The following is a 20,373-nucleotide window of genomic DNA, read 5'->3' as shown; positions in this document are numbered from 1 at the left end:
TCCCACGGCAGACTGCCGTCCGGGATGCCTCGGCCCCTCGCCAGGGCGACGCCCTATGATGTGGGCCCCCGCCCGCTGCCCTGCGCCGGTGGGGCTCTCCTCCTGCACCTGCCATGACCCAGCACCTCACCCCCGCCGACTACCTCAAGAAAATCCTGACTGCCCGCGTGTACGACGTGGCGGTGGAGTCGGCGCTGGAGCCCGCCAAGAACCTCAGCCGCCGCCTGCACAACAAGGTACTCCTGAAGCGCGAAGACCAGCAGCCCGTGTTCAGCTTCAAGCTGCGGGGCGCTTACAACAAGATGGCGCACCTCACGCCCGAGCAGCTGCAGCGCGGGGTGATCTGCGCCTCGGCCGGCAACCACGCCCAGGGCGTGGCCATGAGCGCCCACCGACTGGGCACGCGCGCCGTGATCGTGATGCCCACCACCACGCCGCAGCTCAAGATTGATGCCGTGAAGACGCTCGGTGGCGAGGTCGTGCTGTTTGGCGAGAGCTATTCCGACGCCTACGGCCATTCCGTCCAGCTGGAAAAGGAACAGGGCCTGACCTTCGTTCACCCGTTCGACGACCCGGACGTGATTGCTGGCCAGGGCACCATCGCCATGGAGATCCTGCGCCAGCTGCAAAGCCTGGGCAGCAACCAGCTCGACGCCGTGTTCGTGGCCATTGGCGGCGGCGGACTCATCTCGGGTGTGGCCAACTACATCAAGGCCGTGCGCCCCGAGATCAAGGTGATCGGGGTGCAGATGAACGACTCGGACGCCATGATCCAGTCGGTGCAGGCCCATGAGCGCGTGACGCTGGCCGATGTGGGCCTGTTCTCCGACGGCACGGCCGTGAAGCTGGTGGGCGAGGAAACCTTCCGCGTGGCACAGGGCCTGGTGGATGACTACATCACCGTCGACACCGACGCCGTCTGCGCCGCCATCAAGGACATCTTTGTGGACACGCGCAGCATCGTCGAGCCCGCCGGTGCCCTGGCCGTGGCCGCCATCAAGCAGTACGTGGCCCAGCGCAAGACCAAGGGCGAGACCTACGCGGCCATCCTGTGCGGCGCCAACATGAACTTCGACCGGCTGCGCTTTGTGGCCGAGCGGGCCGAGGTGGGCGAGGAGCGCGAGGCGCTGCTCGCTGTCACCATTCCGGAAGAGCGCGGTAGCTTCCGCCGCTTCTGCGAGGTGGTGGGCGGCCTGCCCGGCGGCCCGCGCAACGTGACCGAATTCAACTACCGCATCAGCGACGCCGCCCGCGCCCATGTGTTCGTGGGCCTGACCACCAACGGCAAGGGCGAATCGGAAAAGATCGCCAAGAACTTCAACCGCCACGGTTTCGAGGCGCTGGACCTGACGCACGACGAGCTGGCCAAGGAACACCTGCGCCACCTGGTGGGCGGGCACTCGGCGCTGGCGCAGGACGAGCGCCTGATGCGCTTCACCTTCCCCGAGCGGCCCGGTGCGCTGCTCAAATTTTTGAGCCTGATGCAGCCGACCTGGAACATCAGCCTGTTCCACTACCGCAACCAGGGCGCGGACTATGGCCGCATCCTGGTGGGCATGCAGGTGCCGCCCGAGGACAAGGCGGCCTTCGATGCCTTCCTGGCCACGCTGGGCTACCCCTATGTGGAAGAAACGCTGAACCCGGCCTACCGCCTGTTCCTGCGCTCCAAATAATGCCCAAAATGGCTGCAAGCGCGAGTTGAACATGCCTTGACGGCTATCAAATCAGAAGCATCGAGCACCAGCTGCACACCATGCAAGCCCTGCGCCACTACCTGCTGGCCGTGCAGTTCTTCACCCGCATTCCCGTCACCGGTCGGCTGGCGCAGTGGGTGGGCTACAGCCCGGCCATGCTACGGGCCAGCGCGGCGCACTTTCCGGGCATCGGCTGGCTGGCGGCGCTGCTGTCCACGGCCGTGTACGCCGCGCTGCACTGGGCGCTGGCGCCCAACCCGCTGGCCCCGGCCGTGGCCGCCGTGTTCTGCACCATGGCCACGGTGCTGATGACCGGCGGCTTTCACGAAGACGGCCTGGCCGATGTGGCCGACGGGCTGGGCGGCAGCTACGACCGCGAACGCGCGCTGGACATCATGAAGGACTCGCGCATCGGCGCCTTCGGGGCCATGGCGCTGGTGCTGGCGCTGCTGGCCAAGCTCAGCCTGCTGGCGCTGCTGGGGGCGCACAGCCTGCCGGTGGCACTGGCGGCCCTGGTCGGCGCGCACGTGTTGTCGCGCTTTTGGCCCCTGCTCATCGTGCGCAACCTGCCGCATGTGGGTGATACGGCGCGCTCCAAAAGCAAGCCGCTGGCCGACCAGATCTCCGGCCAGGCACTGGTTGCGGCACTTTTATGGTGTTTTCCGCCCCTTGCGATAGTCGGATATGCCCAGACAGCTCTCTTTTTGGTAGCACCCATCGCTCTCAGCGCGCTCTGCGCGGGCTGGATGGCGCGCTGGTTCGCCCGACGGCTGCAAGGCTTCACCGGCGACTGCCTGGGCGCCACGCAGCAGGTGAGCGAGATCGGGTTCTACCTGGGCGTGGCCATCGCACTGCGATGGCTATGACGCCCCCCCCTGCCTCCACCCGCAGCCGCCTGTGGCTGGTGCGCCATGCAGCCCCGCTGGTTCCCCCAGGCACTTGCTACGGCGCGTGGGACGTGCCGGCCGACGCGCAGGCCACCCGCGCTGCGGCAGAGCGCTTGGCAACGGCCCTGCCCCCGGGGGGACGCGCTGCGTGCGTGGCGTATTCCACGCTACAAAGATGTGAGCTTCTGGCGCATGAATTACAAGCGCTCAGACCGGATTTGACCTTCACTCCCGACGCCCGGCTGCGCGAGATGGACTTCGGCCGCTGGGAAGGGCAAAACTGGGACGCCATCGGCAAAAGTGCCATCGACATCTGGGTGGCCGGGTTCGCCACCCACACACCCGGCGGGGGCGAAAGCCTAGCCCACATGCTGCACCGCGTGGCAGCAGCCCTGCAGACCGCCCAGGCGTGGCGCACTGAACAGGGCGTGAAGGAGGTGGTGTGGATCACCCACGCCGGAGTGGCCCGCTGCGTGGCCTGGTTGCAGGAGCGGGGTGAGAGCGCCCTGCCCCGCTCAGAGGACTGGCCGGTGGCGGCACCGGGCTGGGGGGAATGGGAAATCAGGGAACTGGCCTGAAGCTGTAGGCCAGCAGGGGTCTAGTTCTTGAGCGGCATGTCCAGCGTCACCGTAGCGGGTCCGCCCATGCTGGTCCCCAGTTGCGCCTGGCGGGGGCCCAGGGCCTGCAACACCAGGCCTTCGTCCACCGCAGCGCCCACACGGAAGGGCTTGGCGGGCTTGCCGTCCACGGCAATCAGTGCCGCACCGCCGCCGCTGCTGCGCCCCGACAGCACCCCGATCAGCGTGAACCGGCTCGCGGTGGGTGCCACCGGCGCTGCCACGCCAGGGGCTGCAGGCGCAGCACCCAGCAAACGCGCCAGCGCCTGCGCGTCCATGGCCACCGGGGCGGGCGCCACTGCCGGGGCGGAGGAAGCGGACGAAGGCGCCGACAGGCGCAGCCCCCAATAGACCACACTGGCGCCGGCTGCTGCCCAGAGCACCAGAGTCCCCAGGCGGACGCCCCATTTGCTATACGTATTGGTCACCATGCGGGGATTATGATTCACGCGATTCGACCATCCGAGAGACCGCCAGCAGTGAACACTTCTTTCTCCCTCCTCGTGCGTTCCGCCCCCCGCCGCGTTGCCAAGTCCGTGGCCCGTGGTTTCACCCTCATCGAGCTGATGGTGGTTCTGGTGATCATCGGCGTGCTGGCCGCGCTGATCGTGCCCAACGTGCTCGAACGTGCCGACGATGCCCGCGTGACGGCCGCCCGCACCGACATCACCAACATCATGCAGGCGCTCAAGCTCTACCGCCTGGACAACCAGCGCTACCCCACGGCCGAGCAGGGCCTGCAGTCGCTGGTCATCAAGCCCACTGCGGGCCCCGTACCCGGCAACTGGAAGCTGTACCTGGAAAAGCTGCCCAACGACCCCTGGGGCCGCCCTTACCAATACCTCAACCCCGGCATCAAGGGCGAGATCGACGTGATGTCGTTCGGCGCCGATGGCCAGTCGGGCGGCGAAGGCAAGGACGCCGATATTGGCAGCTGGCAGTAAAGAGATGTGGTCCCCACGGTCGTGCACTGGCGTGTCACTCCCTGCTCCCCACAGCAGGCTCGCCCCGCGCTTCGCTGGTGCATGGGGCCGGGCCTTGCTTGGGGCGGCCCGGCGCTGCGGCCGTGCGCCTGGTGGATGCGCCGTCACCGTTGCGACCGCCCATCGCGCAGCTTCATGAACCGCTCGCGCGGATTCACCCTCCTGGAGCTGCTGGTGGTCATCAGCATCATGGCGCTGGCCACGGCGGGCGTGGGGCTGGCGATGCGCGATGGCGGACAGACGCAGCTGGAGCGGGAAGCCGCACGGCTGGCGGCGCTGCTCGAATCCGCGCGTGCACAGTCCCGCGCAGGGGGCATCCCCGTGCGCTGGCACGCGCTGCCGGGGGGCTTCCGCTTTGAAGGGCTGCCGCGCAGCGCACAGGCCGCCCTGCCCAACCAGTGGCTGGACCCTGGCACCGTGGTGCGCGGGCCGGCAGTGCTGCTACTGGGCCCCGAGCCCCTGATCGGCCCGCAGCAGGTGCTGATCACCCACCAATCCTCCCCCGACCGCACCCTGCGCATTGCCACCGACGGCGTGCGCCCGTTTTCCGTGGATGCGGTGCAGTGAGGATGCGCCGCCCTCTCATCGGCCACCGGGGTTTCACGCTGGTGGAAGTGCTGGTGGCGCTGGCCATCGTGGCCATTGCCCTCATGGCGGGACTGCAGGCCACGACGGCGCTCACGCGCAACGCCCTGCGGCAGTCCGACATCGTGCTCGCGCAGCTGTGCGCGGAGAACGAGCTGGTCAAGGCCCGGCTCTCGCGCCAGATGCCCAGTGTGGGTGACAGCAACCTGACCTGCGAGCAGGCCGGGCGCCAGCTGCAGGTGGTGACCATCGTGCGGCCTACGCCCAACCCGAGTTTTCGGCGCATCGATGCGCAGGTGCTGGACGGGGACAACTCCATCCTGCGCCTCTCCACCATCATTGGGCGGTATTGATGGTGATGTCTCCACCAAGCCTCTTCGCGCGCTCCCCTTTCAGTGAGGAGGAGGACGCTGACTGCCAGGCAGCCATGGCGGGCCGTCCTCGCGATACCGCAGCACCCGTGGCGCAAACCCGGGGCGCGCGCGGCTTCACACTCATCGAGTTGCTGGTCGCCATCAGCGTCATGGCGTTGATTGCCATCCTGAGCTGGCGCGGGCTCGATGGCATGGTGCGGGCGCAGGAGTCCACGCGCCAGCGGGCAGACGAGATGCTGGTGCTGCAGGCTGCGCTGGGGCAGTGGGGTACGGACCTGGACGCCCTGATGCCCGTTGCCAACACCACGCCGCTGGACTGGGACGGCCAGGTGCTGCGCCTCACCCGCCGCAGCAGCGCCGTACCCGACGAGGGTGCGCTGGTGGTGGCCTGGACCCGCCGCAACAACAACCAGGGCGTGGGCCAGTGGCTGCGCTGGCAGTCGCCGCCAGTGCGCACCCGCGCCGACTGGCGGCAGGCCTGGGAGCAGGCCGCCCAGTGGGCGCGTACGCCGGGCGACGCCGAGCGGCGCTACGAGGTGACGCTGCTGCCGCTCGACAGCTGGCAGATCTTCTACTACCGGGGCGGCGCGTGGTCTAACCCGCAGTCGAGCACGGGCACCCCGTCGGGCGACAGCACCTCGGCCATTCCGGATGGCATTCGCCTGCAGATCACCCTGCCCCCGGGCCAGGCGCTGGCAGGCCAGCTGACGCGCGACTGGGTCAACCCCGTGCTGGGCGGAGGCAGGACATGAGCACCCACCGGCTCGCGCGTTGGCGGTGCCAGTGGCACAGACGCAAGGAGCACGGCGCCGCCTTGCTCGCCGCCATGCTCACTGTCACGCTGGTCGCCACCTTTGCGGCGGCCGCGATGTGGCAGCAGTGGCGCGCGGTGGAGGTCGAGACGGCCGAGCGCGGCCACGTGCAGTCCACCTGGATTTTGGTCGGTGCGCTCGACTGGTCGCGGCTCATCCTGCGCGAGGATGGGCGCTCCGGCGGGGCCGACCACTTGGCCGAACCCTGGGCCATCCCTCTGCAGGAGGCCCGGCTGTCCACCTTTCTCGCGGCCGACAAGAATGTGACCCAGGTGGACGATGCCAGCACCGACACCACCGAGGCCTTCCTGTCGGGCCAGATCACCGACCTGCAGGGCCGCCTGAACATCACTAACCTCGCGGAGGGCGGGCAGGTGCAGGCCGTGGCGCTGCGGCAGTTCACCCGATTGTTCGAGCGCCTGGGCCTGCCCGGACAGCAGCTGAGCGTGCTAGTCGACGGCCTGCGCCGGGCGCAGGCGGGTGCGGGTGCCGACAGCGGCTCCGCCCCCCTGCTGCCACCCAGCGTGACCCAGCTGGGGTGGCTGGGCCTGACCCCGGCCACGGTGACGGCGCTCGCTCCGCATGTGACGCTGCTGCCTGTGCGCACCCCGGTCAACCTGAACACCGCCGACATCAACGTGCTGATGGCCGCCATCGACGGGCTGGACAGCGCCACGGCCCAGAAGATCGTGCAGACCCGCGAGGCGCGGCACTTCCGCACCCTCAGCGACGTGCGCGACTTGGTGGGCGCCAGCATCGACATCAACGAAAGTGCCCACGCCGTGGCCTCTTCGTACTTTGAAGTGCGGGGCCGCCTGCGGCTCGGCGATGCGATGGTGGACGAGCGCTCTTTGGTGCGCAAACAGGGCATCGACGTGACCACACTGTGGCGCGAACGCGGCGCCTTCGACCGGGAAACCACGCAACTGCTGCCCGGGGCACAGCGCTGAGGGTGTAACAACCCTCACACTGCGCCCACCCACACCGCCGCTGCGTCACGCCCGCCCCCTAAAATGGCCCGCAAAACCCGCCCATGAGCACCCTGATCCTTTTCCTGCCGCCGGCCCGCCCGGGACCTGCCTCCGAGTACGCCTACACGCTCACGGCAGACGGCCATTCCGCCCTCCAGCACGCCACCGCACCCGCTGCCCTGCTGCCCGAGCCCACCCGCCCCGGCGGCGAGGTCGTGGCCGTGGTGCCCGCACGGGCGCTGTCGTGGCAGCGCGTGACCATTCCGGCCGGTGTGCCGCTGGGTGCCGGCCAGCAGACGCCCCGGCTGCGATCCGTGCTGGAAGGCCTGTTGGAAGACCGCGTGCTGGACGATGCCAGCCAGCTGCACTTTGCGCTGCAACCCGGCGCACAAAGTCGTGCGCAGGCTGGCGAACCGGTGTGGGTGGCCGTGTGCGACCGCGCCTGGCTGCGCGAACACCTGCAGGCGCTGGAGGCCGCAGGCCGCCGCGTGGCCCGCGTGGTGCCCGAATTTGCGCCGGGCCCCACGGCCAGCGGCCAGCCCGAGCTGTGTGCACTGGGCACGCCCGAAGAGGCCTATGTGGTGCTCACCGGCCATGGCGCCGACCAAGGCGTGGCGGTGCTGCCGCTGACCCCCATGGCCCTGACCCTGGCACGCGCCGGCTTGCCAGCCGCCGATAGCGGCGACAACCCAGCCCTCACGGTCCGCGCCGAGCCCGCCGTGGCTGCGCTGGCCGAACGCACCCTGGGCCAGCAAGGCCAACGCATTGCCCTGCACACCACCAGCCAGCGCGCGCTCGATGCCGCCCGCGGCGACTGGGACCTGGCGCAGTTCGACCTGTCCAGCACCAGCAGCACCCGCGCGCTGCGCAAAGTGGGCAGCGCGCTGAGCGCGGCGCTGTATGCCCCGCAGTGGCGTGCAGCCCGCTGGGGCGCGGGCGTGCTGGTGGTGGCGCACCTGGTGGGGCTCAATGCCTGGGCCTGGCAAGAACGGCAGGCGCTGACTGCCAAGCAGGCCAGCGTACGCAACACCCTGACCCAGACCTTCCCCAAAGTGCAGGTGGTGGTCGATGCGCCGGTGCAGATGGAGCGCGAACTCGCCCAGCTGCGGCAGGCTGCCGGCAGCGTGTCGGCGCGCGACCTGGAGCCCCTGCTGGCAGCGGCCGGTACGGCCTTGCCCGATGGCCGCCTGCCCAGCAGCATCGAATACACCCCCGGAGAGCTGCGCCTGCGTGGCGTGACCCTGGCGCCCGATGAAGAATCTGTGGTATCCGGCCGCCTGCAAGCCGCCGGATACCGCGCCCGCGTGGACGATGGCAGCCTGTTGCTGCGCACCGAGGTGAGCCCATGACCCGATCCTCCGCCCTCCAGGACCGCTGGAAAGCCCTGGCGCCCCGCGAGCAGAACCTGGTGCTGGCCGCCGGCACGGTGGTGGCGCTGGCCCTGCTGTGGTGGGTGGCCGTCGCCCCCGCACTCGGAACCTTGCGCGCTGCGCCCGCGCGGCACGCCGCACTCGACGCCCAGCTGCAGCGCATGCAAAGCCTGCAGGCTGAGGCCCAGCAGCTGCAGGCCACACCCGCCACCAGCCCCGGCGATGCCGTGGGTGCGCTGCGCACCGCCCTCACGCAGCGCCTGGGCAGCACGGCACAGCTCAACGTGGCGGGCGACCGCGCCACGGTCACGCTCAAAGGGGCTTCGGCCGACGCGCTGGCCCAATGGCTGGCCCAAGCCCGCAGCAACGCCCGCGCCACGCCGCTGGAAGCGCGGCTGACCCGCAGCGCAGCCCCTGCTGCTGCGGCGCCCACCGGCAATGCGCCCATCACCCTGGGCAGCGCGCCCGTGGCCATGCCCCGCTGGGATGGCACCGTGGTGCTGGCCCTGCCCACCGCCCCGGCCCGCTGACCCGCGGACTGACCTGAACAATACATTCCCCCCGTGGCCCGCAACCTCCGTCCGACACGCCCTGCCCCCCGCTCCGCCCCCCGCACGGCGTGGGGCTGGGCATGGGCCGGTGCGCTGGTCGGCGTGCTGCCCGCCGTGGTGGCCTTTGCGCCTGCGCACTGGCTGGCCGGCGGCGTGGCCCGCGCCACCCAGGGACAGGTGCTGTTGCTGCAGCCAAGGGGCACGGTATGGACCGGCTCGGCCCAATTGGTGTTGACCGGCGGCAATGCCAGCAAAGACAGCGCCGCCCTGCCCGGCCGGGTGGACTGGCAGCTGCGCCCCACCTGGGGCGGGCTAAGCGCCCAACTGCACGCAGGCTGCTGCACGCCCGAGCCCCTGCGGGCCCAGGTGCACCTGCGCTGGGCCGGCCCGCAAATCACTGTGGCCGACGGCCAGAGCCAGTGGCCCGCGGCCTTGCTGGCGGGCCTGGGCACCCCCTGGAACACCCTGCAGCCGCAGGGACAGCTGGCACTGCAGACACGCGCGCTGACGGCGCAATGGGCCGCTGGCCGCATGGTGCTGTCGGGCCAGGTCCAGATGGATGCGCGGGCCATGTCCTCACGCCTGTCCACCCTGCGCCCCATGGGCAGCTACCGGCTGGTACTGCAGGGTGGCGAGGTGCCCACACTCGCCCTCAGCACCCTCGACGGGGCCCTGCAACTGAGCGGCAGCGGCCAGTGGGTGGGCAACCGCCTGCGCTTTGCGGGCGAGGCCAGCGCCACCCCCGAGCGGGAGGCCGCACTGTCCAATCTTCTGAACATCATCGGACGGCGCAATGGCGCGCGCTCCATCATCACCGTGGGTTGAATCTATGACTTTCCTGTTTGCTCCACGCCTGCGCTTCACTCTCAAAACCATAGCAGTCAGCGCAATATTTACCTGCGCCAGTGGCCAGATTGGCGCCCAAACGGCGGTGGACACCCGCACCGGCAGCGTGCGCCCCAGCGAACCCGTCACGCTCAACTTTGCCAACGCCGAGATCGAGGCCGTGGCCCGCACCATGGCCACCATCACCGGCCGCAACGTGGTGGTGGACCCACGGGTCAAAGGCCAGCTCAACCTCGTGACCGAGCGCGCGGTGACGCCTGCCGCCGCGTTCCAGCAGTTCCTGGCCGCGCTGCGCCTGCAAGGCTTCACGGTGGTGGAGGCGGCGGGCCTGTACAAGGTGGTGCCCGAGGCCGACGCCAAGCTGCAGGGCGGCAGCGTGAGCGTGGTGCAGGGCAACGCGGGCAGCGCGCCCGGCGGCGGGCAAATCGTCACGCAGATCTTCAAGCTCAACTTCGAAAACGCTGCCAATCTGGTGCCGGTGCTGCGCCCGCTCATCAGCCCCAACAACACCATCAACGTGAACCCCGGCAACAACTCGCTGGTGATCACCGACTATGCCGACAACCTGCAGCGCCTGGCGCGCATCGTGGCGGCCATGGATGTGTCCAACGCCAGCGATGTGGAGGTGATTCCGCTCAAGAACGCGATTGCCAGCGACCTGGCACCGCTGGTGTCGCGCCTGATCGACGGCGGCAGCGCCAACGGGGGTGCCGCAGCCGCGGCCGCGCCCGGCCAGGCCGACACCGCGTTCAAGACCACCCTCATCGCCGAGCCGCGCAGCAACTCGCTGATCCTGCGTGCCGCCAACCCGGCCCGCGTGGCCCAGGTGCGCGCCCTGGTGGCCCAGCTGGACCAGGCCCCAGCGCCGGGCAGCAGCGCGGCCAGCGGCAACATCCATGTGGTCTACCTCAAGAACGCTGACGCCACCAAGCTGGCCACCACCCTGCGCGCTGCCATGGCGGCCATGGGTGGCGGCAATGGCGGTGCGGCCAGCAGTGGTGGCGGTGCCAGCTCGCCCGCACCCAGCACGGGGCTGAGCACCGGCGGCATGCTGTCCACCAACGGCAGCTCGTCCGGCAGCAGCAGCACCGGCGGCGGCCTGGGCTCCAGCACCAGCGCCATGGGCACCAGCAGCACCAACAACAACCAGCCCTCCACCGGCGGTCAGATCCAGGCCGACCCCACCACCAACTCGCTCATCATCACGGCGCCCGAGCCGCTGTACCGCCAGCTGCGCGACGTGATCGACAAGCTCGACGGCCGCCGCGCGCAGGTGCTGGTCGAGAGCCTGATCGTCGAGGTCTCTGCCAACAAGGTGGCCGAGTTCGGCATTCAGTGGCAGGGCATTCTGGGCAAAAACGGCGATGGCACCGTGGGCGTGATCGGCACCAACTCCGGCGCGGCCGGTGCCAACATCCTGAACGTGACAGCCGCCCTGGCCTCGGGCTCCACCACCTCCATCGCGACGGCGGCCAGTTCGCTGGGCAAGGGCCTGAACCTGGCGCTCGCACCGCGCATCAACGGCCAGTACTACCTGGGCGCGCTGGCGAACTTCCTGCAGAACAGCGGCGATGCCAACGTGCTCTCCACCCCCAACCTGATGACGCTGGACAACGAAGAGGCGCGCATCATCATCGGCAACAACGTGCCCTTCGTGACCGGCTCGTACGCCAACAGCACCGGCAGCAGCACGGTGAACCCGTTCACCACGGTGGAGCGCAAGGACGTGGGCCTCATGCTCAAGGTGCGTCCGCAGATCAGCGAGAACGGCACGGTGAAGATGGCGATCTACCAGGAGGTCTCCAAGATCGACACCGCCACGCTGAGCAACGCCAACGGCCCCACCACCAGCAAGCGCTCCATCGAGTCGAATGTGGTGGTGGACGATGGCAGCATCATCGTGATTGGCGGCCTGCTGGAAGACAGCTACTCGCAAGGCCAGGACAAGGTGCCGGTGATGGGCGACATCCCGGTGCTGGGCAACCTGTTCCGCAGCGAGAACCGCACCCGCAACAAGACCAACCTGATGGTCTTCCTGCGCCCCATTGTGGTGCGCGACAACGCCACCAGCGACGCATTGATGATGGACCGCTACGAGGCCATCCGCGCGCTGCAGCAGACCACCCAGCCCGCGCCCAGCGTGGTGATGAAGTCGGTGTCGGGCGCACCCATCCTGCCCGCACTGCCACAACGCACAGATCCCGGCGCCGCCACCGTGCCTGCACAGCCGCTGGCGCCCCTGCCCGCAGAGACCTCGCCACGCTGAAGAGCCGCCACCCATGCGCCACCCCCTGCCCTACGCCTTTGCCCGCACCGCCCAGCTGCTGCTGGAGGACGACGGCCACCAGCTGGTGCTGTGGCACGGCCCCAGCCCCGACGCGGGCGCGCTGTCCGAAGTGCTGCGCAAGCACCCGGTGCAGCAACTGCTTGCGCTCGATGCCCCGGCCCTGGCCCAGCGCATCAGCGCGGCCTATTCGCACAGCGAATCGAGCGCCGCCACCGTGGTGAGCGAGGTCGAGAGCGACGCCGACCTCTCGCGCATGATGCAGGAGCTGCCGGCCGTCGAGGACTTGCTGGAATCAGCCGGCGACGCGCCCATCATCCGCATGCTCAACGCCCTGCTCACGCAGGCCGCGCGCGACGGCGCGAGCGATATCCACATCGAGCCCTACGAGCGCCACAGCAGCGTGCGCTTTCGCGTGGATGGCACGCTGCGTGAAGTGGTGCAGCCCAACCGCGCGCTGCACGCCGCATTGATCTCGCGCCTGAAGATCATGGCCGACCTGGACATCAGCGAAAAACGCCTGCCCCAGGACGGCCGCATCAGCCTGCGCCTGGGCACGCGCGCCATCGACGTGCGCGTCTCCACCCTGCCCAGCGCGCACGGCGAGCGCGCTGTGCTGCGCCTGCTGGACAAGAGTGAAAGCAAGCTCAGCCTGGAGGCCGTGGGCATGCAGGGCGACACCCTGCGCCGCTTTGAGGGCCTGATCGGCCAGCCGCACGGCATCATCCTGGTCACCGGCCCCACGGGCTCGGGCAAGACGACCACGCTGTATGCGGCGCTGGGCCGGCTCGACGCCACGCGCAACAACATCATGACGGTGGAAGACCCCATCGAATACGAGCTGCCGGGCGTGGGCCAGACCCAGGTCAACAGCAAGATCGAGCTGACCTTTGCCAAGGCCCTGCGCGCCATCCTGCGGCAGGACCCGGACATCATCATGATTGGCGAAATCCGCGACTTCGAGACCGCGCAGATCGCCATCCAGGCCTCGCTCACGGGTCACCTGGTGCTGGCCACCCTGCACACCAACGACGCCGCCAGCGCGGTCACGCGACTGACGGACATGGGCGTGGAGCCGTTCCTGCTGTCGTCGTCGCTGCTGGGCGTGCTGGCCCAGCGCCTGGTGCGCAAGTTCTGCAGCCACTGCCACGGCGCAGGCTGCGAGCACTGCGGCCAGACGGGTTACACCGGCCGCACGGGCGTGTTCGAGTTGCTGGTGACCACGGACGCGATCCGGGCACAGATCCACAACCAGGCCTCAGAGGCCGACATCCGCACCGCAGCGCTGGCGGGTGGCATGGCGCTGATGCGGGACGATGGCGAACGCCTGATTGCCGCCGGCATCACCAGCCGCGAAGAAGTGCTGCGGGTGACGCGGGACTGATTTGCTACGTTTTTGATAGCTGCTAGCGCATGAAGCACTAGCGCTACCAACCAAAAACACTTCAAACTACCGGATCTGCAGCGCGGGCCGGCGCCCCACCTGGGCCATCGCAGGTGCGGCGGGCGTTGCGGGTGCCGAGGTGCTAAACGCCGGGGATGCCGTCGCGCCATCCTGCAGCTTGAACTGGCTGACCGCGCTATTGAGGTGGTGCGCCTGCTCGCGCAGCGACTCGGACGCTGCGGTGGACTCCTCCACCAGCGCCGCGTTCTGCTGGGTCATCTGGTCGAGCTGCGTGACCGACTGGCTGATCTGGCCGATGTTGTCGCTTTGCTCGGCCGACGAAGCGGTGATCTCCGCAATGATGTCGGACACGCGCCGCACGCTGCTCACGATCTCGGTCATGGTCTGGCCGGCCTGGCTCACCAGGCGCGAGCCGTCTTCAACCCGCTCCACCGACGAACCGATCAGGCCCTTGATCTCCTTGGCCGCTTCGGCGCTGCGCTGCGCCAGGTTGCGCACCTCGCTGGCCACCACCGCAAAGCCACGGCCCTGCTCACCGGCACGGGCGGCTTCCACCGCCGCGTTGAGCGCCAGGATGTTGGTCTGGAACGCAATCGAATCGATCACGCCCGTGATGTCGGCGATCTTGCGCGAGCTGGTGGTGATCTGGTCCATGGTGGTCACCACCTGCGACACCACGGCGCCGCCGCGTGCAGCCACTTCGGCGGCGGACGAGGCAAAGTCGCTGGCCTGGCGCGAGGCCTGGGCGCTTTGCTGCACCGTGCTGGTCAGCACCTCCATCGACGAGGCGGTCTCTTCCAGGTTGGCCGCTGTCTGCTCGGTGCGGTGGCTCAGGTCATGGTTGCCGCTGGCGATCTCGGAGCTGGCGGTGGAGATGTTGCCCGCCGCGTCCTGCACCTGGCGCACCAGATCACGCAACGAGTCCTGCATGCGGCCCATGGCGCCTACCAGCTGGCCCACTTCGTCCTGGTTCATGGCTGCCACATCGCGCGACAAATCGCCACTGGCAATGCGTTCGGCCAGCTCCTGGGCCTGTCCGAGGGACTTGGTGATGGAGCGCACGCTGAAGAACGTGAGCGGAATCAGCACCGCCAGCGCCAGCACCAGGCCCACACCAATCAGTGCGGCCATGGTGGAGGTGCGCGATTCGACACCCGCGCGGGCCTCGTCCATCTGCGCACGAGCCGAACCCGCCAGGCTGGAGAACAGCTTGTCGGTGGCTTCCATGTGGACCTTCAGGCGGTCGGCGTAGGCGCCGCCCCCTGCGCCGTCAAGCTGCGCGCCCTCGATCTTCTCGAAGATGGGTGAGATGCCGGTTTCGTACTGCTTGATCTCGTCGAGCGATTTGTCGATCGAGGCCACAAACTCGGCATCGCCCGACTGCACTTGCCGCACATCGGCCAGGCGCTTGCGCAGGGAGGTCAGGGTTTTGGCCCAGGACTCGCGCAGGGCAGAGACCTCGACCGAGTTGTTGAAGTTGATGATGATGTCTTTTTCGGTCCGGCGCAGGTCACCCAGGGTGGTGCGCAGCTCGGACATGTCGGTCAGCGTCTGCACGCGTTCTGAAAACAGCACCTGCAGCGTGCCGCGCGTTCGGTCCAGGGCCACGTAGCCCATGGCACCAATGACGACCAGAAGGATCAGGGAAAAGACGGTTCCGAAGTAGAGACGCGTGCGGATGGAGAAGCGGCCGAGAGCATTCATGGCTCTTCCTTACATTTTTTAACAGACAGTCCAGCATAGCAAATTTGGTGCCACACACACCCCCCGCCTTCTGGGCCGGGGGTGGGCGGGACTATATGCCGGGCAAGGCGGTCCATCGCACAGGGTAAGCACGGCCCCGGGGCCCTGTTTCAGGGAATCCTCGGGGCCAGTAGCTGCGCTTATTGCGCGGCTGTCACACGGGCTTGAGCGGGATGTACAGCTCGCCCCCGCCTTTCTGGAACTCGGCCGCCTTGGTCTGCATGCCCTGGGCCAGGGCTTCAGCCTCGGCCACGCCCTTCTGGGCGGCGAAGTCACGCACCTCCTGGGTGATCTTCATCGAGCAGAACTTGGGGCCACACATCGAGCAGAAATGTGCCACCTTGGCCGAGTCCTTGGGCAGGGTCTCGTCGTGGTATTCCTTGGCCGTTTCGGGGTCCAGGCCCAGGTTGAACTGGTCCTGCCAGCGAAAGTCAAAGCGCGCCTGGCTGAGCGCATCGTCGCGCGAGCGAGCGCCGGGGTGGCCCTTGGCCACATCAGCCGCGTGGGCGGCGATCTTGTACGCAATGATCCCCTGCTTCACGTCGTCGCGGTCGGGCAGTCCCAGGTGCTCCTTGGGCGTCACGTAGCACAACATGGCCGTGCCCATCCAGCCGATCATGGCCGCGCCGATGGCCGAGGCAATGTGGTCGTAGCCGGGGGCGATGTCGATGGTCAGCGGGCCCAGGGTGTAGAACGGCGCTTCGTGGCAGGTCTTGAGCTGCTCGGTCATGTTGGCCTGGATCATGTGCATGGGCACATGGCCCGGGCCTTCGATCATGGTCTGCACGTCGTGCTTCCAGGCGACTTGCGTGAGTTCGCCCAGGGTGTGCAGCTCGGCAAATTGCGCTTCGTCGTTGGCATCGGACGCGCAGCCAGGCCGCAGGCCGTCACCCAGGCTGAACGACACGTCGTACGCCTTCATGATGTCGCAGATGTCCTCGAAATGCTCGTACAGAAAGCTCTCGCGGTGGTGCGCCATGCACCACTTGGCCATGATGGAGCCGCCGCGCGAGACGATGCCCGTGCGCCGCTGCGCCGTGAGGTGGATGTAAGCCAGGCGCACGCCCGCATGGATGGTGAAGTAGTCCACGCCCTGCTCGGCCTGCTCGATCAGCGTGTCGCGGAAGATCGCCCAGGTCAGGTCTTCGGCCACGCCGCCCACCTTTTCCAGCGCCTGGTAGATCGGCACGGTGCCAATCGGCACGGGGCTGTTGCGCACGATCCAGTCGCGCGTGGTGTGGATGTTCTTGCCAGTGGACAGGTCCATCACGTTGTCGGCGCCCCAGCGGATCGCCCAGACGAGCTTTTCTACTTCTTCTTCGATGCTGGAGGTGACGGCCGAGTTACCGATGTTGGCGTTGATCTTGACCAGGAAGTTGCGGCCAATCGCCATCGGCTCCACCTCGGGGTGGTTGATGTTGGCGGGGATGATGGCGCGGCCCCGGGCCACTTCGTCGCGCACAAATTCGGGGGTGATGATGCGCGGGATGCTGGCGCCCATCGGGTTGCCCATCAGGCGCTTTTCACGGCCTGCGTCGGCCATGTACTGTTCCATCCACTCACGCTTGCCGTTTTCGCGGATGGCGACGTATTCCATCTCGGGCGTGATGATGCCCTTCTTGGCGTAGTGCATCTGCGTGACATTGGCACCCGCCTTGGCGCGCAGGGGCTTGCGCTGCAAGGCGGCGGCCTCGGCGCGCAGCTGGGCGAGGCGGGTGGCATCTTCGCTCTTTTGGCCGTCGTCCAGCGCTACGGGGGCGCGGCCTTCGTAGTGCTCCACATCGCCACGGCCGGCGATCCAGCTACCGCGCACGCTGGCCAGGCCCTTGCGCACGTCGATCACGGCGTTGGGATCGGTGTAGGGGCCGGAGGTGTCATACACGCTGACCAGCTCGCCGTTGGTTAGCGCGATGTCGCGCACGGGCACGCGCAGGTCTGTGTGCAGATGGCCGGGGATATAGGCCTTGCGGGATGCGGGGAAGGGTTCGCGGGTGCGTGCGAGCAGCTCGGCGAACTTTTCAGGGGCAGCCAGTGTGGCGTGGGGATCGGGGGCGTTCATGGGCAGGTCTCCTGGTTCCGGTGGCGGTGGGTCTGCTCCGGAATGGACCTGTGCGCCCCTCGGGTGGCTGCGCATGGCAGCACCTGAGGCAAGGCGTGCCCACAGGGAGTGCGGGCACGGGGACAAGGAGGTCGGCTCTTCTTCCGCCGGTATGAACCGGATCAAGTTCGTCGGGTTCGCAAGCTGGCCTGAATTTCTTCAGGCCTCTCGCATCTCAGCGCATCAGCACACCCCGGAGCAGGCGCGAGTATAGGGCAGAGGAAAAACGGGGCAGCAGAGCCCCCCAATCAACAGATACATCAGGCCAGGCGGCCGATGAGGATCACCGCGAAGAAAAAGACGGCGGCAATCACTGTCCACTTGAGGATGACTAGCCCCAGGCGCTTGTAGCGCGGCTGCCCGGTGCCCGCGTAAAACGCGAACGACACGGCCGCCGCCAGGAGCAGCAGCATGGCCAGCCAGCGAAAGATCAACATGGCAAGCGGGCCCTACCAGGCGCGCGCAGGCTGCGCAAAGCCGGTGGGAGCCTGGCGCTCGTCCTCGAACGTGACCACCTCCCAGGCATCACGCTGGGCCAGCAGCTCACGCAGCAAGAGGTTGTTCATGGCGTGGCCCGAGCGGAACGCACTGTAGGCCGCCAGCAGGGGCTTGCCAATGAGGTACAGGTCGCCCATGGCATCCAGGATCTTGTGCTTCACGAACTCGTCGTCGTAGCGCAGCCCGTCGCTGTTGAGCACCTTGTAGTCGTCCATCACGATGGCGTTGTCCAGCCCGCCGCCCAGCGCCAGGCCGTTGGAGCGCATCATCTCCACATCGCGGGTGAAGCCGAAGGTGCGGGCGCGGGCAATGTCGCGGCTGTAGTTGCCTTGCCCCAGGTCAAACTCGACGCGCTGGCCAGTGGAGTCCACCGCCGGGTGGTCAAAGTCGATTTCGAAGCTGAGCTTGTAGCCGTGGTACGGCGTGAGGCGCGCCCACTTGGCGTTGGCACCCTCACCCTCGCGCACCTCCACGGGCCGGGTGACGCGGATAAAGCGCTTGGGTGCGTTCTGCAGCTCCACCCCGGCGCTTTGCAACAGGAACACAAACGAGGCCGAAGACCCATCGAGGATGGGGACCTCTTCGGCCGTGATGTCCACGTACAGGTTGTCGATGCCCAGCCCCGCACAGGCCGACATCAGGTGCTCCACCGTGTGCACCTTGGCATTGCCCACTGCGATGGTGGACGCCAGCCTCGTATCCGTCACAGCCTCGGCACGGATGGGAATGTCCACCGGCTGCGGCAGATCCACCCGCCGGAACACGATGCCTGTGTCCGGCTGCGCGGGCCGCAGGGTCAACTCGACCCGTTGGCCGCTGTGCAGACCCACGCCTACGGCGCGGGTCAGGGTCTTGAGGGTGCGTTGCTGGAGCATCTGCGCATTTTAGTTTCTGCGGCACCGCCCCGCACGTGCCGAGGTCTTGTCGCACCTCAAAGCGACGCGTACGTAGAGCTACCGCCGCGTTTTCACCTACTGTGCAGGTCCCATGGTTCGCCGCACAATTTGGTACACAGGGCCTTAACAACCACAACATGAACGCACGACACCCGCCCCACAGGAGACTCCCATGAGCAAACTCAGTTTCAAGATGAAAGTCATGCTCATGATCGGCACCGCGCTCACGGCGCTGCTGATCATGGCCATCCTGTCACTCCTACAGGAGCGGCGACTGATCACCGAGTCCCGCAAGGACCTGCTGACCACCGCCGTCCAGTCCGCACACAGCATCGTGGTCGGTTACCAGGCCAAGGCCGCGAGTGGCGCCATGTCGGTGGAAGACGCGCAGAAGGCTGCCAAGGACGCCCTGCGCATTGCACGCTACGGCGGACCCGAGGGCAAGACCGAATATTTCTACATCTGGACCACCGAGGGCGTGGGCGTGATGCACCCCTTCAAGACCGAGTGGGACGGGCAGGACATGCTCGGCAAGGTCAAGGATGGTTCGGGCGTGGACATCATCGGCCTGCTGGTCAACGGCATGCGCAGCAGCAAGGACGGCAAGGCCTTTGTGCCCACCATGTTCGCGCGCCCCGGCCAGCAGACACCCGTGCCCAAGCTGCAGTACATCGTCAAAGTGGACGGCTGGAACTGGATGGTGGGCTCCGGGCTGTATACGGACGACGTCGATGCCATGCTGCGCCAGGCCCTGTGGTCGAGCCTTGCACTGGTGGTGGCGGTGTTTGTGGCGGTGGGGGTGATCGGCCTGCTGGTGTCGCGCTCGGTGTTGCGCCAGATTGGTGGCGAACCCACCCACGCCATTGCCATCATGTCCGAGGTGGCCGAAGGCAACCTGGATGCCCAGATCCCTGCCGCCCCACCGGGCTCCATGCTCGATGGCTTGGCGCACATGGTGGCCTCGCTGCGCAAGCTGGTGACCGAGGTACGGTCGGCCACGGACAGCATTGCTACGGCGTCGGGGGAAATTGCCCAGGGCAACAACGACCTGGCCCACCGCACCGAAGACACGGCCAGCAACCTGCAAACCACCGCCAGCAGCATGGAGGAGCTGACCAGCACCGTGAAGCAGACGTCCGACTCCGCGCAGACCGCCAACCAGATGGCAACTTCAGCGGCTGCCGTGGCGGCGCGCGGAGGGGAAGTGGTGTCCCGCGTGGTATCCACCATGCAGGATATCAACGCCAGCAGCAACAAGATCAGCGACATCATCGGCGTCATCGACGGGATCGCGTTCCAGACCAACATCCTGGCGCTCAACGCCGCCGTCGAGGCAGCGCGCGCAGGTGAACAGGGTCGCGGTTTCGCGGTGGTCGCCAGCGAAGTACGCAGCCTGGCACAACGCAGCGCTGCAGCCGCCAAGGAAATCAAGACATTGATCGACGCTTCCGTGGAGAAGGTGGCATCGGGCACGCAACTGGTGGGCAATGCAGGCGCCACCATGACCGAGATCGTGGACAGCGTTCAACGCGTGACAGACATCATTGGAGAAATCCGCTCGGCCACATCGGAGCAGAGCCAGGGCATTGCCCAGGTCAACACCGCCGTGAACCAACTGGACCAGATGACCCAGCAGAACTCAGCGCTGGTGGAGCAGTCGGCAGCAGCAGCAGACAGCCTGCGCGAGCAAGCCATGAAGCTCACCCAGGTGGTGGCGCTGTTCCGCGTGAACGGCAGCACCTCCGCTCCCGCCCCGGCC

General features: G+C 67.8%; 19 protein-coding genes and 1 riboswitch. Of the genes, 14 read left to right on the top strand and 5 right to left on the bottom strand.

All coding sequences use genetic code 11. The features are described from left to right. The first annotated feature begins 113 nt into the window (after window positions 1–113). From ilvA to AC07X4_RS15285, 3 genes are all read left to right on the top strand, one after another. Window positions 114–1,673, top strand: a complete 1,560-nt coding sequence (gene ilvA, locus AC07X4_RS15295) for a threonine ammonia-lyase, biosynthetic (protein WP_015012579.1) — start codon at window positions 114–116, stop codon at window positions 1,671–1,673. Between the two features lie 80 nt (window positions 1,674–1,753). Beyond that, window positions 1,754–2,560 (top strand): adenosylcobinamide-GDP ribazoletransferase, encoded by an 807-nt coding sequence (locus AC07X4_RS15290; RefSeq protein ID WP_494740554.1) that lies wholly within the window; start codon window positions 1,754–1,756, stop codon window positions 2,558–2,560. Beyond that, window positions 2,557–3,159: a histidine phosphatase family protein gene (locus AC07X4_RS15285; protein ID WP_494740553.1), complete on the top strand. Its 603-nt coding sequence runs from the start codon at window positions 2,557–2,559 to the stop codon at window positions 3,157–3,159. The genes AC07X4_RS15290 and AC07X4_RS15285 overlap by 4 nt, the downstream gene beginning before the upstream one ends. 20 nt (window positions 3,160–3,179) lie before the next feature. Here the strand turns inward: AC07X4_RS15285 and AC07X4_RS15280 are convergent, their stop codons facing one another. Then, a complete protein-coding gene (locus AC07X4_RS15280; protein ID WP_056745245.1) occupies window positions 3,180–3,629 on the bottom strand; it encodes a type II secretion system protein N in 450 nt (149 codons plus the stop codon). 72 nt (window positions 3,630–3,701) lie between these two features. Here AC07X4_RS15280 and gspG point away from each other — a divergent pair, with 72 nt between their 5' ends. The 10 genes from gspG (at window position 3,702) to AC07X4_RS15230 (ending at window position 13,358) form a co-directional block, all read left to right on the top strand. Next, on the top strand, window positions 3,702–4,142 hold the full coding sequence (gene gspG, locus AC07X4_RS15275; RefSeq protein WP_099731210.1) for a type II secretion system major pseudopilin GspG: 441 nt from the start codon (window positions 3,702–3,704) through the stop codon (window positions 4,140–4,142). A 174-nt stretch (window positions 4,143–4,316) separates the two neighbouring features. Beyond that, complete coding sequence (locus AC07X4_RS15270; protein ID WP_288850771.1) at window positions 4,317–4,748, top strand: prepilin-type N-terminal cleavage/methylation domain-containing protein; 432 nt, start codon at window positions 4,317–4,319, stop codon at window positions 4,746–4,748. Window positions 4,749–4,750: 2 nt separating this feature from the next. Then, window positions 4,751–5,119, top strand: a complete 369-nt coding sequence (gene gspI / locus AC07X4_RS15265) for a type II secretion system minor pseudopilin GspI (protein ID WP_056059169.1) — start codon at window positions 4,751–4,753, stop codon at window positions 5,117–5,119. A gap of 74 nt (window positions 5,120–5,193) precedes the next feature. Continuing rightward, complete coding sequence (locus AC07X4_RS15260; RefSeq protein ID WP_494740552.1) at window positions 5,194–5,892, top strand: PulJ/GspJ family protein; 699 nt, start codon at window positions 5,194–5,196, stop codon at window positions 5,890–5,892. A 74-nt stretch (window positions 5,893–5,966) separates the two neighbouring features. Further along, entirely contained in the window at window positions 5,967–6,902 is a 936-nt protein-coding gene (gene gspK / locus AC07X4_RS15255) for a type II secretion system minor pseudopilin GspK (RefSeq protein ID WP_494740551.1), read from the top strand. A gap of 83 nt (window positions 6,903–6,985) precedes the next feature. Next, a complete protein-coding gene (gene gspL, locus AC07X4_RS15250) occupies window positions 6,986–8,272 on the top strand; it encodes a type II secretion system protein GspL (protein WP_494740550.1) in 1,287 nt (428 codons plus the stop codon). Then, window positions 8,269–8,823 (top strand): type II secretion system protein M, encoded by a 555-nt coding sequence (locus tag AC07X4_RS15245; RefSeq protein WP_494740549.1) that lies wholly within the window; start codon window positions 8,269–8,271, stop codon window positions 8,821–8,823. Before gspL ends, AC07X4_RS15245 begins: the two co-directional genes overlap by 4 nt. A 33-nt stretch (window positions 8,824–8,856) precedes the next feature. After that, entirely contained in the window at window positions 8,857–9,669 is an 813-nt protein-coding gene (gene gspN / locus AC07X4_RS15240; RefSeq protein WP_494740548.1) for a type II secretion system protein N, read from the top strand. Between the two features lie 4 nt (window positions 9,670–9,673). Continuing rightward, on the top strand, window positions 9,674–11,956 hold the full coding sequence (gene gspD, locus AC07X4_RS15235; RefSeq protein WP_494740547.1) for a type II secretion system secretin GspD: 2,283 nt from the start codon (window positions 9,674–9,676) through the stop codon (window positions 11,954–11,956). 13 nt (window positions 11,957–11,969) lie between these two features. Next, window positions 11,970–13,358, top strand: a complete 1,389-nt coding sequence (locus tag AC07X4_RS15230) for a GspE/PulE family protein (protein WP_056059185.1) — start codon at window positions 11,970–11,972, stop codon at window positions 13,356–13,358. A gap of 66 nt (window positions 13,359–13,424) precedes the next feature. Here AC07X4_RS15230 and AC07X4_RS15225 read toward each other — a convergent pair whose 3' ends face one another. The 4 genes from AC07X4_RS15225 to lpxC all read right to left on the bottom strand — a co-directional run bounded on the left by AC07X4_RS15225 (window position 13,425) and on the right by lpxC (window position 18,593). Then, window positions 13,425–15,083, bottom strand: a complete 1,659-nt coding sequence (locus AC07X4_RS15225) for a methyl-accepting chemotaxis protein (RefSeq protein WP_056059188.1) — start codon at window positions 15,081–15,083, stop codon at window positions 13,425–13,427. A 193-nt stretch (window positions 15,084–15,276) separates the two neighbouring features. Next, window positions 15,277–17,154 (bottom strand): phosphomethylpyrimidine synthase ThiC, encoded by a 1,878-nt coding sequence (gene thiC, locus AC07X4_RS15220; protein ID WP_494740560.1) that lies wholly within the window; start codon window positions 17,152–17,154, stop codon window positions 15,277–15,279. Between the two features lie 148 nt (window positions 17,155–17,302). Continuing rightward, window positions 17,303–17,426: riboswitch (TPP riboswitch) on the bottom strand. Between the two features lie 54 nt (window positions 17,427–17,480). Further along, a complete protein-coding gene (locus AC07X4_RS15215; RefSeq protein WP_015012563.1) occupies window positions 17,481–17,657 on the bottom strand; it encodes a hypothetical protein in 177 nt (58 codons plus the stop codon). A 12-nt stretch (window positions 17,658–17,669) separates the two neighbouring features. After that, complete coding sequence (gene lpxC, locus AC07X4_RS15210) at window positions 17,670–18,593, bottom strand: UDP-3-O-acyl-N-acetylglucosamine deacetylase (protein WP_015012562.1); 924 nt, start codon at window positions 18,591–18,593, stop codon at window positions 17,670–17,672. A 193-nt stretch (window positions 18,594–18,786) separates the two neighbouring features. On the opposite strand from lpxC, the gene AC07X4_RS15205 reads away from it, so the two are divergent. Then, window positions 18,787–20,373 (top strand): methyl-accepting chemotaxis protein (locus tag AC07X4_RS15205; RefSeq protein WP_494740546.1); only part of this gene is annotated, 1,587 nt, incomplete at its 3' end.

This window comes from Acidovorax sp. GW460-11-11-14-LB4 (genome assembly GCF_059423685.1).
Note: the sequence above shows the minus strand (reverse complement) of the source record. Positions and strands in the feature narration are given on the sequence as shown.

What these genes read in the sequence shown, in the direction of transcription:
- ilvA (WP_015012579.1), top strand. Translation starts at nt 114, where the DNA reads ATGACCCAGCACCTCACCCCCGCCGACTACCTCAAGAAAATCCTGACT.
- AC07X4_RS15290 (WP_494740554.1), top strand. Translation starts at nt 1,754, where the DNA reads ATGCAAGCCCTGCGCCACTACCTGCTGGCCGTGCAGTTCTTCACCCGC.
- AC07X4_RS15285 (WP_494740553.1), top strand. Translation starts at nt 2,557, where the DNA reads ATGACGCCCCCCCCTGCCTCCACCCGCAGCCGCCTGTGGCTGGTGCGC.
- AC07X4_RS15280 (WP_056745245.1), bottom strand. Translation starts at nt 3,629, where the DNA reads ATGGTGACCAATACGTATAGCAAATGGGGCGTCCGCCTGGGGACTCTG.
- AC07X4_RS15270 (WP_288850771.1), top strand. Translation starts at nt 4,317, where the DNA reads ATGAACCGCTCGCGCGGATTCACCCTCCTGGAGCTGCTGGTGGTCATC.
- gspI (WP_056059169.1), top strand. Translation starts at nt 4,751, where the DNA reads ATGCGCCGCCCTCTCATCGGCCACCGGGGTTTCACGCTGGTGGAAGTG.
- AC07X4_RS15260 (WP_494740552.1), top strand. Translation starts at nt 5,194, where the DNA reads ATGGCGGGCCGTCCTCGCGATACCGCAGCACCCGTGGCGCAAACCCGG.
- gspK (WP_494740551.1), top strand. Translation starts at nt 5,967, where the DNA reads ATGCTCACTGTCACGCTGGTCGCCACCTTTGCGGCGGCCGCGATGTGG.
- gspL (WP_494740550.1), top strand. Translation starts at nt 6,986, where the DNA reads ATGAGCACCCTGATCCTTTTCCTGCCGCCGGCCCGCCCGGGACCTGCC.
- AC07X4_RS15245 (WP_494740549.1), top strand. Translation starts at nt 8,269, where the DNA reads ATGACCCGATCCTCCGCCCTCCAGGACCGCTGGAAAGCCCTGGCGCCC.
- gspD (WP_494740547.1), top strand. Translation starts at nt 9,674, where the DNA reads ATGACTTTCCTGTTTGCTCCACGCCTGCGCTTCACTCTCAAAACCATA.
- AC07X4_RS15230 (WP_056059185.1), top strand. Translation starts at nt 11,970, where the DNA reads ATGCGCCACCCCCTGCCCTACGCCTTTGCCCGCACCGCCCAGCTGCTG.
- AC07X4_RS15225 (WP_056059188.1), bottom strand. Translation starts at nt 15,083, where the DNA reads ATGAATGCTCTCGGCCGCTTCTCCATCCGCACGCGTCTCTACTTCGGA.
- AC07X4_RS15215 (WP_015012563.1), bottom strand. Translation starts at nt 17,657, where the DNA reads ATGTTGATCTTTCGCTGGCTGGCCATGCTGCTGCTCCTGGCGGCGGCC.
- lpxC (WP_015012562.1), bottom strand. Translation starts at nt 18,593, where the DNA reads ATGCTCCAGCAACGCACCCTCAAGACCCTGACCCGCGCCGTAGGCGTG.